We start from the raw sequence: 15,343 nt of genomic DNA, 5'->3' as shown, positions 1-15,343 counted from the left end.
CCATCGGGACCCCACCTTCATGGCAATGATCCCGAGATCACCGATGGGTGCGGAAAGAAACGGACACCTGCTTCTGCCGAAGGCGCTCCGCCTGCTGATCATCGGGGCGGTGCTCCAGCCCGGCCTCCCGGCGGCGAGTCCGGACGCCTTCTACACGCAGAAAGGCAGCGACCCGAGCTTCGCCGAGGTGATGAAGAGCGGCAAGCTGCCGCGTGGCCGGAACTCCGGAAACGGATTCAAGGGATCCAGGATCGAGGTCAACCAGGACCTGCTGAAGGGCTACCCGAGCACGAGTCGGCGGGTGATCGAGGACATCATGATCCACACGCTCGGGAACAGCATGATCCGGCGGCCGGATTTCCCGAAGTGGTCACGATGGTACCAGGAGGACGGCAACACGCAGATCTTCCGGCTTTTCAAAGGCGAGGAAAACGTCCGCAACTCACGGGAGCTCGCCGCCCGGACCGAGGCCTTCAGCGCCTTCAAGTGGAAGAAGGGCGACGGCTGGCAGGAATGGGTCGGCACCTACACCATCATCAAGCCCCACGGGTGCTCGATCTTCCAGGCGAAGAACCCCCACAACGACTGGTCGGTGATGATCAACATGAACGACGACGGCGATGTGTCGCTGAACCACCGCCGGGGGGAAGACAAGGTCATGGCGAGGAACATGACCGCAAAGCCGTTCCAGATCCGGATCCGGGAGAACGGTCACGACTACGAGGTTTACTTCAACGGCAGGAAAGAGGGCGAGGGCAGCTACGCCCGGACGCAGGGAGAGACCAACTTCCGCTGGGGCATGTATCTCGGGGGCAGGGAAGTCCGGCACGATGCCATGATCCTCGTCACCGGCGCCGCCATCAACCCGCGGAACCTCGACGAGTTCGTCGTCGTGGACCCCGAACCAGAAGCCATCCCTGAACCCGCGCCGGAACCCGAGCCTCCACCCGGCGTGGCGATTCCGGTCAGGAAATGGACCAACCGCAGCGACGGGGAGCTGGAGGCCGAGGCGCGCTACAAGCCGGGCACCGATGTCATCCACTTCAAGATCGAGGGCACCTGGACCGCCTATCCGCTCACCGAACTCTCGACGGAAGACCAGCGCGAACTGGTCCGGGCCTTCGAAACCGTCAAAGACTGAGGTCGGGGCAAAAAGCCATGCTTGCCAAGTGATTGGCGATCAGGCATTTGATACCGGACCTCCCCCGATGAGAAACGACCCGAAGATCCACCTCGACGACCTCGCGGACAAGCTCGCGTCGAGAAAGGACCTCCCCAGGAAACGCAAGGCACCATCCGGGCCAACAGCCGCGGACCGCAAGACCGCCATTCAGGTGGTGACCTTCCTCGCCATCCTGCTGATCCTGTTCGTGCTGGGGCTGATCGTCCTCTTCGTGAGGCGCTGATCCCGCCCCGTCAGGCGGTGCCGTTTTCGATGATCTCGAGGAAGCTGGCCGGCTCGAGCGCCGCGCCGCCGATCAGGGCGCCGTCGATGTCGGGGCAGGCCATCAGTTCCCTGGCATTGCCCGGCTTCACGCTGCCGCCGTACTGGATGCGGATCTTCGCGGCGGCCTCGCCACCGAATTGCTCGGCGATCAGCGAGCGGACGAAGGCGTGAGCCTCCTGGGCCTGCTCGGCGGTGGCCGTCACGCCGGTGCCGATCGCCCAGACCGGTTCGTAGGCGATCACCACGTCGCCGAGTCCTTCCTCGGAAACATCCTTGAGACCCACGGTCACCTGGCGGCGCAGCACCTCCTCAAGCTTGCCGGCCTCGCGCTCCTCGAGCGTTTCCCCGATGCAGAAGATCGGGCGCAGGTTCACCTCCAGCGCCTTGAGCACCTTGGCGTTGATGAATTCGTCGCTCTCGCCGTAGATCGCGCGGCGCTCGCTGTGCCCGAGGATCACGTAGTGGACGAAGAACTCCTTGAGCATCATCGGGCTCACCTCGCCGGTGTAGGCGCCGGAGTCGAACTGCGAGCAGTTCTGCGCGGCCAGCGCGACCGACGAGACGTTGCCGAGCAACTCGGCCGCCTTGGGGATCGAGGTGAAGGGCGGCGCGATGACGATGTCGCAGGGAAAGGTGTGGTGCTGGACCTTGGGAAGGATGGCCTTGGCGAAGTCCTCGGTCTCCGAGGCCCCCTTGTTCATCTTCCAGTTGGCGGCGAATATCGGCTTGCGGGTCATGGTCGTGTGGGTCGTTGAATTCAGGCTTCGCTCAATGCCGCCACTCCGGGCAGCTCCTTACCTTCCAGTAGCTCGAGCGAAGCACCGCCACCGGTCGAAATAAAGGTCATTTGGTCGTCCAGGCCGAGCTGGTTCACCGCCGTCACGGAATCCCCGCCGCCGACGATGGTCACCGCGTCGCTCGCAGCCACGGCCCGGGCCACCGCCTCGGTGCCCTTGGCAAAGGTCGGGATCTCGAAGACGCCCATCGGGCCGTTCCAGACGATGGTCCTGGCCTTGCCGACCTCCTCGACGAAGGCCTCGATGCCCGCCGGTCCGATGTCGATGCCCTGCCAGCCGTCCTCGATCGCGCCACCCTCCCCGAAGACCCCGCTGTCGCGGGTTTCGGCACCCTCCTTGAATTCATTGGTGACCAGCGAATCCGGCGGCAGCAGGAAGCGCGTGCCCTTTTCCTCGGCCAGCTTCAGGATCTCGAGCGCGAGGTCGAGCTTGTCGTCCTCGACCAGACTGTCACCGACCGCGTAGCCCTGCGCTTTGCGGAAGGTGTAGGCCATCGCGCCGCCGATCAGGAAGGCGTCGGCCTTGTCCATGAGGTTCGAAATCACGTCGATCTTCCCGGAGACCTTGGCACCGCCCATGATCACCAGGAAGGGACGCTCCGGGCTCTCCAGCTTGCCGACCAGATACTCCAGCTCGCGGGCCAGCAGGAAGCCCATGGCGCTGGTGGTCACGTGATGCGTCACCCCCTCGGTCGAGGCGTGAGCGCGGTGGGCCGTGCCGAAGGCGTCGTTGACGAAGATCTCGGCACTGCCCGCGAGTTGCTTGGCGAAGGCCGCGTCGTTGTCGGTTTCCTCGCTGTGGAAACGGGTGTTCTCCAGCAGCAGCGCCTGACCCGCTCCGAGGCCGGCCCGCAGGGCGGCGGCTTCGTCGCCGATGCAGTCGGGCGCGAGCTTCACCTCGGCACCGATGAGTTCGCCGAGGCGCGCCGCGGCGGGCGCCAGCGAGAATTCCGGATTGGCCTGGCCCTTCGGACGTCCGAGGTGGGAGCAGAGCACCAGTTTGGCACCACCCTTGAGGAGGTGCTCGATCGACGGCAGCGCCGCGCGGATGCGGGTATCGTCGGTGATCGCACCGTCCTTGAGCGGCACGTTGAAGTCCACACGCATCAGGACTTCCCTGCCCTGCACATCGAGGTCGCGGATCGAGAGTTTCGACATGCGGGGAATGCCGCATGGCCCGAGCCAATCAGTCAAGCACCGCGTGAGACGTTCTCCGTCACCGGTGGAGCGGGCCGGGAACTTCCCTGAAAATCCAACCGTCGGAAATGAGCAAGCCATGCGGGGAAATCGAGGGAATCCGCGTTGCTTTGCAAATTGATGAACTGGCCCCCGCCTCATAAAAACACAAAGGGGAAGCCGGAATTCCGTACTCCGATGAAAGCCGTCCCGTCTTGGATCCGCCGAAGGTGCGACACGGTCAACCGGTGCCACATCTTGCTCGCCATTGCCACCGCGCTCGCCCCACATGCCTCCGCGGCCAGCCCGCCCGGCATCCTCTGGGAACGCAAACATTTCCAGCCCGAGCACGCCGAACTCCAGGCCACCGCCAGCAACGGGGCCGGAGTGATCGTCGCCGTCGGGAACGGAGGCGTGATCCGCCGCTCGACGGATGCCGGCCTCACCTGGGATACCCCGCAGCCCGACAGCCAGCTCGACCTCACCGACATCTGCTGGGACGGCTCGCGTTTCGTCGCCGTGGGAGGCGAGGGCTTCGTTTCGGCGATGGTGATGACTTCGCCCGACGGGCAGATCTGGCGACGCTCGTGCCTCGGCTCGGGCCAGCTTCTTTCCAGTGTCGCTTCCGATGGCTCGACCCTCGTCGCCATGGGATACAACGCCCGCTGCTACACCAGCGGCGACGGTCTTTCGTGGAGCGCCACCCCGAGCGGCACCGACGACTACTCCAGCGTCGCCTGGAATGGCAGCCTCTTCGTCCGTGTCGGCTCGGCCGGGCTGATCGAAACCTCGCCGGACGGCAGCTCCTGGACCCCCCGCCCATCCGGCACGACCAAGGCCATCGATGCCGTCACCAGCGACGGCTCCGGCTTCGTGGCCGTCGGCTACGACTGGGAAGCCGCCGCCCCGCTCGTCCTCACCTCGCCGGACGGGATCACCTGGTCGGTCGTCGACATGAGCGCCTTCCCCTTGTCACCGCTCCGCACCGTCACGTGGACGGGTTCAAGATTCGTCGCCGCTTCCACCGCGGACAAGATCTTCACCTCTCCCGACGGCACCACCTGGGACCACCACGCGGCCGGTCCGACGATGCGGATCAACGGCCTGCACTGGACGGGGAGCCACCTCTTCGCCCTGGGTGAAGGCGGCCTCATCCTGAGGTCGGACCAGGCCGCCCCCGCCGTCCCTGCCAACTGGACCACCAGCGCCGAAGGCAGCACACCCCCGACTTTCCTCGATCTCATCGAGACGGAAATCGGGGGCACCCACCGCATCGTCGTGGTCGGCACGCAAGGTTCCATTTCCTACAGCGACGATGATGGTGAAAGCGGCTCCGACGTCACCCCGGTCACCTCCCGCTCGCTCAATGGCATCACGGTCACCCCGTTTCCCTCGCGTCGCTTCATCACCGTCGGCGACTCCGGCACGATTCTCTTGTCGGAAACCGGCACCAGTTGGACCACGGAGACCTCCGGCACCGGCAACACGCTGCGAGCCGTCACCTGGGCGGATTTCATCAATCCCGCGACGCCGGACCGCGCGATCGCGGTGGGGGAATACGGAACCATTCTCACCGGCGAGGCCACGATCCACGGCTGGGTCTGGACTTCGCGCACCAGCGGCACCTCCGAGGCGCTCCGCGGTGTCGCCCTCGGCTCCATCCTCACCGGCAAGCCCCCGGTCTCTTCAAGCCTGGCCGTCGCCGTCGGGCTCAGCGGCACCATCCTCACCTCGCCCGATGGCGTGACCTGGACGCCCCGCAGCTCCGGGACCCTCGACCACCTCTTCCAGGTCATCGCGATCCCCACCGGCGGCTTTCTCGCCGTGGGATCGCACGGCGTCGTGCTGCGATCAATCAACGGCACCACCTGGACGCTCGACACGACCGGTGAGGTGTTCGCGCTCCGGGACGTGACCCGCACCGCGGAGGGCTACGTCGCGGTCGGCTACGGCGGTGCCATCTACACCAGTGGCGACGGCCAGACGTGGACCCGCCGCTACGGCAGGACTCATGAGATGCTGCATGCCATTCTCCCGACCCACACCGGGAGACTGATCGCCAGCGCCGAGGGCGGCATCATCGTCACCTCCGATCCCGCCCCGGACTTCGGCGACTGGATCGCCGCCCAGGCGCCGCCGCCCGGCATGGACGGTCCCGATGACGATCCGAATGGCGACGGCGTGCCGAACCTCCTGGCCTACGGCTTCGGCATCCCGGCCGTCGCCCCGGCCACGGCGGCGGACTTCGCACGACTGCTCCGTTGGGACGCCGCTTCCGGACAACTGCGCCTCGCGCCCGACTCCTCCGATCCGCCCGACATCCTCTACATCCTCGAGCAATCGCCCGACCTCGGAGCCACCGGGTGGTCGGAAATCTTCCGCCTCCATCCCGGCCAGGAATGCGGCACCGGCCAGGTCCACATCCACATCGACCCCACCGGATACGGATTCGTCGAACTCCCCGCCCCGCTCGCATCCACCCCCTCATCCTTCTACCGGCTCCAGGTGATCGAGGCGGATTGACCCTCGCCCGGGCCACCGCGGATCACCATCCTCCGGCCCGCCCGCCGAAACCCCGCTGGAGCATCACACCTTCCATTCCGGTCTCAAAGACCAAGCCCAGAAAAACCGCCGTGCCCCTGATCGCAATGCCCGGCGGGAAGCTCTTTCACCCTCATCCGACCATCCACTCCCGCCATGAAACGCAATCCAATGGGTCCCATGCCATCCCTACTCCGGACGATCGCCGCCCTCGCCGGCCCCATGCTCCTGCTGGCCGGTCATGCCGACGCCATCACCACCACCTGGACCGGCGCACATGACAACAACTGGTCCGACTACCGCAACTGGACCGGCGGCGTCCCCGGCCCCGGCGATGATGCGGTGATCCCATCCGGGTTCGCCAATTCGACCGACGACCGCACGCTCAACTCGCTGACGGTCAGCGGCGGCACCGCAAACATCCCGAACCTTTCAGTGGGCACCCTCAACCTCTCCGCTGGCACGCTCAACACCGGCACCGCCAATGTGACCACAGCGGCCACCTGGTCCGGCGGCTCGATCAGCGGCGCGATCACGATCCCCACGGATGTGACCCTGGCCATCCCCTCCGGCAGCGTGCGGCTGCTCACCAATGCCACGCTGACCAATTCCGGCACTGTCGAGATGAGCGGAGGGCGGATCGAAGGCTACCAGACGGTCGTCATCCACAACCACGGCACCTGGAGCCTGACCGGACATGAGGATCCGTTCACGCAGTTCTTTTCCGACAACACCTTCCACAACCACGGCCTGCTCCTCAAGGCGGGCGGCACCGAAATCATCAAACTCAAGGGCGGCTGGACCTACCACCTCGGCGGGGAAACCCGCTGCGAAACGGGCGAATTGCAATTCGTCCACACTGACCACCACCTGCCGGCGGGCGCGTCGCTCACCGGCGCGGGAACCATCCGCATGCTCTCTGGAAACACCCATCTGGAGGGCGCGATCACCGGGACGGTGGCCACCCTGGTGCTCGACGGTGCGACCCTCAACGCCACCGGTCCCGCCGCCATCACCGGCACCCTCGACTGGCTGTCCGGAAACATCGCGGGCATCCTCACCATTCCCGTCGGCTCGCGCCTCGAAGTGTCCGGCGCGGGTTCAAAGGATTTGAGGTCGGAGACGGAATTGATCGTGGCCGGCACCTACCGCTGGGCGGGCCCTGCGCCGGTCCGCGGCTACCAGCTCGGGCGCATTCGGATCCAGCCGGGCGGCCTTTGCGATCTCGCCGCCGATGGCGACCCCTTCAACCATTTCTTTGCCGATAGCGAACTGATCAACGAAGGCATCTTGATGAAATCGGCCGGCAGCGGCGGCAGCACCATCTGCGACAACTGGACCTACCGCCAACGCGGGGAAATCCGCTGCGAGGCGTCGACCCTCGAATTCAACAGCACGGTCGTGTTCGAAGGCAGCCCCACCATCACCGGCTCCGGCGAAGTGATCCTTCGCAACACGATCCGGCTTCTGGGCGACGCCACCTTCAGTGCCCCCACCTCGTGGACCGCTGGCACCTGGATCGGCGGCGGCGGCTCGCTCCAAGGCATGCTGATCTGGAGCGGTGGTGAATCGCAGGGCGATTGGACCGTGAATGCCGGCGCGACCCTCCGCATCGTCGACGGCACCGGCGCGCTCAAGCGCCTCGGAACCGGCGCCCGGATCGAGTCGGCCGGCACCATCGAACTGGCTTCCGGCTCACTCAACGGCTATGAAAATGCCACCATCCGCATTCTTTCCGGCGGCACCCTGGCCGCCACCGGCACGGCGGTCATGGACGAGTTCTTCGGCGGCACCAACCACCTGGAAATCCTCCCCGACGGCGAGCTTGCGACCACCGCCACGGCCGACCTGAGGGTCGATTGGCGGCTCGACAACCAGGGCGCGGTGCTCACGCCGGCGGGCAGGCTGGTCGCGAACCACGGCGGCCTCAGCAGCGGACTCTTCGAATCGACCGGCACCGGCGCGCTCCATTTCGCCGCCGGGACCATGACGCTGAACGGCGGCGCGGAGATCCGCGGCCCCGGCGAAGTGGAACTCAGCGGCGGGACCCTGTCGGCGGAGGCACCGGTCGAGGTCTTCTGTCATCTGGCCGGCGGCACCGCGCGCGGTGCGGAGACGGGCGAGCTGCGCTTCAAGGACGGCAGCCTCTGGTCCAGCGGATTCCTCGAAGGAAACCTCCGCGTGCCGGCCGGCGCCACCCTGACGGTCTCCGGCCCGCCGGAGACCCTGCGCGACATGAACACGCTGTCCCGGCTCGTCATCGATGGGCGGCTGCTGTGGCAGGGTCCGGGGGCGATCCGGGGCTACGACCGGGCGCTGGTCGAGATCACGCCGACCGGCGTGATGGAACTCACGGGCGACGGCGAGGTCTTCACGCAATTCTACGGCGGCAACCAGCTCGTCAACCGCGGCACCTTGCGCCGCTCGGCCGGTTCCGGGGATGCGAGCATCCGCCACTTCGCCTGCACCAACAACGGCGCCATCGACGCCGCCAGCGGCAGGCTTGTGTTCCACTCCCCGCTCGACCTCGAAAACGGCGGCATCCTCAGCGGAGGCGGGCGAACCGTGGCCGCCGCGGACACCACCCGCCTGCTCGGCACGACCCACGTCGACAACTCGATCTTCGAGTTGGCGGGAGCCACGCTTGCCTCGGATCCCGCCGACAACGGCAGGCTCACCGGCGGCACCATCGAATGGAGCGCCGGTTTCATTGCCGGAACGGTCACCCTCGACGCCATCGCCGCCACCACCGGCAACGGCTTCCGCGAATTGACCACCTCGGCCGAGCTGCGCAACGCCGGCACGCTCACGCTCGGCGGTTCCGGCGAGATCCGGACGTTCGACCAGGCGGTCCTGCGCAACCTGCCCGGGGCCACGCTCCACGCCACCGGCGGCGTCCGGCTCACCCGGTTCTTCGACACCAACTCGGTGATCAACGAGGGCACCATGACCATCGGCTCCTCGCCCGGACGGATGATCATCGACTCGCCCTTCGTCCAGACCGCCACCGGCCGTCTCGAAGTCGGCGTCGCCGGACCGGATCCGGCCACCCCGCAGTTCGACATCCTCCAGATCAACGCCAGCGCCACGCTGGCCGGAACACTCGTCGCCAACGTCGAGGGCGGCTACAATCCCGCCAATGGAACCCCCTTCGAAATCCTCACCTCGAGCGCCCGCAGCGGCGGCTTCGATCAGGTGATCGCCAGCCATTTCGACGTCACTTACCCGACCACCGGAGACCCGCCGGTGTCACAGAACAACGTGGTCCTGGTCGCCAAGGAATTCAGCGCACTCGACTACGAGACGTGGACCGCCAACCACAGCCTGACCGGCGATGACGCCTTGCCCGGCACCGACCGGGACCGCGACGGCTCGGCCAACCTGGTCGAATACGCGCTCAACATGAATCCGAACGCACCGGACCTCCCGCCGCTCGCCAGCGAGGTCGGGTCGGTCTCCGGCAGCGACTGGCTCATCCTGCGCTACCGGCGCTGGAACGACCGCGTCAACGCCGGCCTCGTCTACCGGCCGGAAACCTCTCTCAACCTGATCGCTTGGTTGCCGACCGGCCTCATCGACGAGGCGGACCCGGACGCCGTCGAAGTCCCGGGTTCCGAGGCCCGCCGCTGCCGGGTGCCGCAGGCCGGAGGAACAGCTTTCCTGCGCCTCGCATTCGAACTGCCGGACTGAAAACCGCCGGCGGAAGTCACCGTCCACCCCCGGGGCGGCGATGAACAGGGCCGGCTCATCGGGCAGCAGGGCGGTCGGCGGGGTGTGCCGGAAAAGCGAGTCGAGAAAGCTTTGCAGTCCCGCGGACGTGCCCTTCCAGTCCGGGAGGTTGCGGGAACCGATCCGTATCCCCGGTTCCCGGGCCACACGAGCTGCTTCCGCTCCATCGTGCCAATCGGCTCCTCTCACGAATGGCCTTCATCCAGTTCATCTCGCGTAGCCCAACGCGCAGGGCGGGCATCACTTGAGTTGGCGGCTGAAGAAGAATTCCACATCAGCTTGGTCGAAATTGTCCCAAAAGGGGTCACCCCATCCAGTCACTTTTGTCTGGAGGCTCGATAGGGAAGCGATACGGCTTCCATCAAAATGAGAACTCGAATGAATCTCTGCCTCCCGCTGATCGTCGCCGCTGCCTTTTCGATTCTGCACATCGCCAATGGACAAGTCATCCCCCTCCCGGTGGTCAACGGCGATTTTGAAACCGACGCCGACGGAACCGAGGGAGCCACCGGCTGGACCATTCAAACCGGTGGAACGGCCACCCACTTCTGGACGTCTGCCGGATTGCCCGAACTCACCGGGGCCCTCGATCCCGACACCGGACAGGGCGGTTCGGGCAAGTTCCTTTCTCCCAACCGGACCGCGTCCGACCCGGACACGTCCTCGAACCCCGCCAGTTCGTTCGCCTCGCAGAGCATCGACCTCTCGACTTGGGCCGCCGTTATCGACACCGCAGCGGTCAGGCTGGGTGTAAGCTTCTACTACAGCAACGGAAATTTCCCCGAAGAGCGTTCCGTCGTCTCGGTCGAATTTTTCGATGGATCCGCCGGTTCTCTGGGTGTGGTCACGACCGGAGACCTTCCCGAGACGGCCGATGGCGGGTGGAGTGTGGGCTATGTTGGAGGTGGGGCGATCGCCGTGCCGCCGGGTGCCCGCAGCTTCGTCATCACCCTCAACCAGCGGCGCCAGATTGGTGGGATTATTTACGGCACGGCGACCAATGCCGCGTTCGACTCGGTCACGGCATCGATGGCGGTGAGCCCCGGGACTCCCGGCTTCGACTTCCTTGTGGATGCCAGCCAGGACGATGGCTTGGATCAGGTGTGGGAGGAGCTCACCCCGGGGAATCCCACCGGGCAGGAACTGCTCGTCGATGACAGCCCGGCGGTCAACCATGTGGCCGTGAGCGGTTCGGTGACAGCATTCACCCACGCATACGATTTTCCCGGTGGACAGATCGACAACGAGGGTGGCGCGCTCTTGGTTGCAGCGGGCACCACGACTTCAGAAAGTTTCCCTCTCGCCGACAACGGCGCTTGGAATGTCAGCCCCTTGACCATGGAGATCTGGTTCAAGCCGGATGCCCTCACCGACACTGCCGATAACGGCCAGATCCTCTTCGAAACCGGAGGGACGAATGGCCTCGGCTTGTTCCTGAACGACAATATTTTGTATCTTTCCAACGACTCGGGCTCCAATCAGATCACCTATGATCTGGCAACCGACCCGGATGGTGTCCTTTTGGATGATGCTACCAACGAGTTCATCCATGCCGCATTCACCGTCGACACCAACTCGCCCTTCGAGAACATACTCTATATCAACGGACGCGCTGTTGGCACGGCAAATGACAATGGCAACTGGTCCGGAAATGATGGCTCGGCATTCGGCACACGGGGCGGAGCCAATGCGGGCGGCCTGGGCGGTGGTCAGGCGGACTCGGAATCCTTCAACGGCCAGATCGCCCTTATCCGGGCCTATTACGATGACATCCTCGAACTGGATGAGATTCAGGCCAACTTCTTGGCCTATGCACCGGACGTGCTTGCTCCTTACATCACGGCGACCGGGCCGGCGGATGATTCACTTTCCGCAAATCCTCCAACCTTCCTCACGGCCACCTTCAATGAGAACATCGCACTGACGGGCTCCGGCACCATCACCATCACGGATACGGTGGATGGCACCGGCACGACGATTATCAATCTTCCGGATACGGGGGTCTCGGTTTCCTCGAACGTTCTGACCATCGATCCTGGTTCCCTTGAACCGGACACCAGCTACGAAGTCACGATTACCGACACGGCCATCGAGGACACAGCGGGCAATGGCTTCGCCGGGGTCGCTGCGGGCGAATGGAACTTCACCGCCGACGCCACCCCGCCGACGCTTGACTCCTTCGCCAACAACAAGCCCGGTGGTCAGATCTATGACAACGACTCGGTGACCTACACCGTGACCTTCAGCGAGCCGATGACCGCCTCCACGGTCGAAGCCAGCGACTTCTCAGCCATCGGCACCGCCGGAGCGACCGTCGACAGTCTCACGTCGGTTTCCGACAGCATCTACGAATTGGTGGTCACACCGACGAGCACCGGCACCATCCAGTTGCAGGTCAACGCCTCGGAAAACCTCGAGGATCTCGTGGGCAACGCTCTCGACACATCGTCCGCAATTCAGGATCCCACCGTCATCGACGTCATCCCGTTCGCTGCCAATTCCGCCGACTTCACGCTCGGGTTCCAGCAGACCGTTGCGTCCGAGGAGTTCGTCGACCAGGTCGACCCCATCGACAATCCCTGGGGAGACACCACACCCGGTCGTTTTTACCATATTTCGGTAAACCCGAACAATGCCGGCTATGGAGCCTACATTGCCCTGGACACGGATAACTCGACCCCCATCCCACCCTTCACGCGGACTTTCTCTGATCCGGTGGTCGGTTGGTCCTTCATCGGTGGCGGGCCGAATAATATCCTGACCATTTCCCAGGAAAGCGGCGGGTTCATCAGCTGGACGACCACGGACACGGTGTTCGACGCCTTCGGAATGAACCAGAGAAAGTTCTGGATCAACGTGGATCCGGGCCCGGATTTCAATCTTCCTGCGGATGAAGCAGAGGTGGCGGCCACGACCCATGATGCGGTTGCCTTGGGTTACCGGTCCTTCGGACAAGCGACCGCCACGATGGACGTTTCCACCTTGGTTTCGGGTACCGCCTACATCTTCTACGGGGCGTTCAGCGACACGCCAGTGGTTGATGCGGTCCTCCGGGATTCCTCGGGCCTCGAACCCGACATCTCTCTTCCGGATCTCCACACCAACGCGGATTTCGCCAACCGAACCGAGTATTACGTGGCGGAAGTTGCTTTCGATACCGACGGTGGAAAATATGACACCATCGTTTACAACTACTCGCAGCCAAGCGGCAACGGCCGTTCCGCCGGCATCGTGCTGACCGGCGTAAGCGCCGGCCCGGGTCCGGTGGCGAGCTTCGACATTTCGCCGATTTCCTCCCCGCAGATTGTAGGCGAGCCGATCTCCGGCATCACCATCACCGCCAAGGACGCTTCCGACCAGGTGGCCACCGGCTTCACCGGCACGGTGGACTTCGGCGGCACGGGCGGCTTCAGCGGCACCTCGGCGAGCTTTGTCGATGGCGTGCTCAGCGGGGTGAGTGTGACGCCGACCGTGGCGGGCAGTGACCTGACCTTCACGGTTACGGACAGTGGTGGTGCTTCCATCGGCACGGCCACCATCACCAAGATCCGCACTATCTTCGAGGACTGGTCCGGCGGGCTTGGCTTTGATGTCGACACCAACGGCGACGGAATCAAGAACGGCATGGCCTTCCTGCTGGGAGCACCCGGTCCGAACGCCGACGCCACCAGCCTGCTGCCGGAGGTCAGCGAAGACGGTGGCGACTTGGTGCTGACTTTCAGCATGCTCAAGCCCGCTGACCGAGGCACGGCGGCGATGAAGGTGGAGTGGAGCAGTGACCTCGGCATCTCAGACCTGTGGAGCGACAACCAGGCCATCGTGCCCGACACCACCCCGGATCCTCAGGTCCCTCCGGTTGATTTCACCATCGACGACAGCGGTGCGCTCAACGCCGTCACCGCGAGAATCTCCTCCGGGGAAGCCGTGGCGGGCAAGCTCTTTGGCCGCCTGCAGGCCGCCGAGTGATCTGCCACTGACTCAAATTCCAAGGCCGGTCCCGCTTGTCGGGGTCGGCTTTTCTCTTCCAAGAGGTCGTTTTGAGGGTTTCGTCCCAGCGGCGGTCACGAAACCGCCTGCAGCAGATTGATCGGCGCGGGAAGGAGGATAGGTTGCCGTCATCGATCCTTCGGCGCCGGCCCGAGGGTGCCGCCGAGGATCAGGCGGGCCTTGGTGAAAACCTTGCGCCGGTCGTCCTTGCGGTGACTGATGTTCTTGGTCCATCGCACCACCCGGTTGATCACGGGGCGACTGTCCCAGGCAATGTGCGCGATCGTGGGGCGGCACCAGTGGAAGGTCGAATCCGCATCGCAGCAAACCAGCGACACGTGTTCCGGGGCATGAATTCCCTTGCGGGCGAGGTGGTCCCGGGCGGCGATGAAAAGGGACGGCTCATCGAGCAGCAGGGCGGTCGGGGGCGTGTGCCGGAAAAGTGAGTCGAGGAACCTTTGCAGTCCCTCCGGCGTATCCTTCCAGTCCGGAAGGTTGTAGGAGCCGGTCGGGATCCCGTGACCCTCAAGCTCTTCGAGAAAACAACGCTCCAGAAAACCGGGGGTCGGTTTCCTCCTCTCCTCACGCACGAGAAGGATGATCCGTCGATGACGCAACTTCACGAGGCGCTCCACGAGCTCGGTGAGGGCCTCCCACTTTTGGGGCGCGGAGCTGGCGATCGGGACGCCCACCGAGCGCCCGAACAGGGCCAAGGCGGGGGTCGGTTGTTCCGCAAACCACTCCAGAACCTCGCGGGACCCCGCCACGACCACCCAGGCGTCGGCTTCCGCCCGTCGGACGACCCGGGCAATCCGGGCCACATCCATGCCCAGCTCCCGCATGGTCCGCGGCATGTAACTGGCGTCATAGCCCGCATCCTGAAGGCGGTGGAGCAAAGCGAGCAGGTAACCCGTGTCCCGGTCACTCTCCTCGTAGAGCAGGATCGCCACCCGCAGCGGAGCGGGATCGAGCTTGCCGACATCGACGATCCTCCGCTCCCGTCCCGGGCCCTGCGATTCCAGCACGCCCTCGGCCTCGAGGATGTCCAAGGCCGCCGTCACGGTCTTGTGGTTGACCCCCAGCTCCACCGCCAACCGGTTGCGACCGGGAACCGTTTCCCGCCAACGCCCCTGCCGCACCCCGCAGCGGATGCTCTGAGCCACCTGTTCGGTGATCGACGTAAAACCGCGCTTCTCCACGCCCGGAAAATGACCCGAAAAGGGACAGGAGGTCGAGCGATTTCACCCGCACGGGGGATAGACAGTGGTATCCGTTTGCCGTCTATTGAATGTGTTCCTAAGGAATAATGAGGCTCAAAACCCAACTTCATGTGATCATGCGCACAAAAATCCTTGCCACCGTCTCCGTCGCTGCACTTGCCGCGCTCTCCACACATGCGAACGCGGCCGTCGGGTTTATCTACCACGACAGCGCCACGACTACGGGTGGGGAATTCAGTGCCACGAACTATCCCATTGAGAATCTCAAGGATGCAGGTCACACATCACACCTGGATACCGAAAGTGCCGCTGACTTCAACGTGTCCTACGCCACCGCCAATGGGCCCACCGACGGATATCCGGTTACGATCACGCTCGATTTTGCGAGCGCCGTCAACCTGACCGACTTCTACCTGTGGAATCACAGCAACAACAATGGTGCCGGGG

At 64.8% G+C, this 15,343-nt stretch carries 9 protein-coding genes; 6 read left to right on the top strand and 3 right to left on the bottom strand.

Annotation, left to right across the window (positions count from 1 at the left end):
- The first annotated feature begins 25 nt into the window (after positions 1 to 25).
- Together ACG2LG_RS19075 and ACG2LG_RS19070 are read left to right on the top strand one after the other, a co-directional pair.
- The gene (locus ACG2LG_RS19075; RefSeq protein WP_396261703.1) at positions 26 to 1,141 is read left to right on the top strand and encodes a hypothetical protein; all 1,116 of its coding nucleotides are present in this window, start codon (positions 26 to 28) and stop codon (positions 1,139 to 1,141) included.
- Between the two features lie 67 nt (positions 1,142 to 1,208).
- A complete protein-coding gene (locus ACG2LG_RS19070) occupies positions 1,209 to 1,406 on the top strand; it encodes a hypothetical protein (RefSeq protein ID WP_396261701.1) in 198 nt (65 codons plus the stop codon).
- A 10-nt stretch (positions 1,407 to 1,416) separates the two neighbouring features.
- Here the strand turns inward: ACG2LG_RS19070 and tpiA are convergent, their stop codons facing one another.
- Positions 1,417 to 2,184, bottom strand: a complete 768-nt coding sequence (gene tpiA / locus ACG2LG_RS19065) for a triose-phosphate isomerase (RefSeq protein WP_396261699.1) — start codon at positions 2,182 to 2,184, stop codon at positions 1,417 to 1,419.
- A gap of 20 nt (positions 2,185 to 2,204) precedes the next feature.
- Positions 2,205 to 3,401, bottom strand: coding sequence for a phosphoglycerate kinase (locus ACG2LG_RS19060; RefSeq protein ID WP_396261697.1), 1,197 nt, complete (start codon positions 3,399 to 3,401; stop codon positions 2,205 to 2,207).
- A gap of 276 nt (positions 3,402 to 3,677) precedes the next feature.
- On the opposite strand from ACG2LG_RS19060, the gene ACG2LG_RS19055 reads away from it, so the two are divergent.
- The 3 genes from ACG2LG_RS19055 to ACG2LG_RS19045 all read left to right on the top strand — a co-directional run bounded on the left by ACG2LG_RS19055 (position 3,678) and on the right by ACG2LG_RS19045 (position 13,655).
- The gene (locus ACG2LG_RS19055) at positions 3,678 to 5,942 is read left to right on the top strand and encodes a WD40/YVTN/BNR-like repeat-containing protein (RefSeq protein ID WP_396261695.1); all 2,265 of its coding nucleotides are present in this window, start codon (positions 3,678 to 3,680) and stop codon (positions 5,940 to 5,942) included.
- A gap of 198 nt (positions 5,943 to 6,140) precedes the next feature.
- A complete protein-coding gene (locus ACG2LG_RS19050) occupies positions 6,141 to 9,650 on the top strand; it encodes a hypothetical protein (protein ID WP_396261693.1) in 3,510 nt (1,169 codons plus the stop codon).
- 417 nt (positions 9,651 to 10,067) lie between these two features.
- Positions 10,068 to 13,655, top strand: a complete 3,588-nt coding sequence (locus ACG2LG_RS19045) for an Ig-like domain-containing protein (protein WP_396261691.1) — start codon at positions 10,068 to 10,070, stop codon at positions 13,653 to 13,655.
- Between the two features lie 149 nt (positions 13,656 to 13,804).
- Here ACG2LG_RS19045 and ACG2LG_RS19040 read toward each other — a convergent pair whose 3' ends face one another.
- The gene (locus tag ACG2LG_RS19040; RefSeq protein ID WP_396261689.1) at positions 13,805 to 14,875 is read right to left on the bottom strand and encodes a substrate-binding domain-containing protein; all 1,071 of its coding nucleotides are present in this window, start codon (positions 14,873 to 14,875) and stop codon (positions 13,805 to 13,807) included.
- Positions 14,876 to 15,012: 137 nt separating this feature from the next.
- On the opposite strand from ACG2LG_RS19040, the gene ACG2LG_RS19035 reads away from it, so the two are divergent.
- On the top strand, positions 15,013 to 15,343 hold a 331-nt coding region (locus ACG2LG_RS19035; RefSeq protein ID WP_396261687.1), incomplete at its 3' end, for a hypothetical protein.

Origin of the sequence: Haloferula sp. A504, assembly GCF_044385805.1 — a bacterium.
Lineage (GTDB): Bacteria > Verrucomicrobiota > Verrucomicrobiia > Verrucomicrobiales > Akkermansiaceae > Haloferula.
The sequence above is the reverse complement of the archived record's forward strand: the minus strand, read 5'-3'. Positions and strand labels throughout refer to the sequence as shown.

Coding starts and splice junctions, on each gene's coding strand:
- ACG2LG_RS19075 (WP_396261703.1), top strand. CDS start 26: ATGATCCCGAGATCACCGATGGGTGCGGAAAGAAACGGACACCTGCTT.
- ACG2LG_RS19070 (WP_396261701.1), top strand. CDS start 1,209: ATGAGAAACGACCCGAAGATCCACCTCGACGACCTCGCGGACAAGCTC.
- tpiA (WP_396261699.1), bottom strand. CDS start 2,184: ATGACCCGCAAGCCGATATTCGCCGCCAACTGGAAGATGAACAAGGGG.
- ACG2LG_RS19060 (WP_396261697.1), bottom strand. CDS start 3,401: ATGTCGAAACTCTCGATCCGCGACCTCGATGTGCAGGGCAGGGAAGTC.
- ACG2LG_RS19050 (WP_396261693.1), top strand. CDS start 6,141: ATGCCATCCCTACTCCGGACGATCGCCGCCCTCGCCGGCCCCATGCTC.
- ACG2LG_RS19045 (WP_396261691.1), top strand. CDS start 10,068: ATGAATCTCTGCCTCCCGCTGATCGTCGCCGCTGCCTTTTCGATTCTG.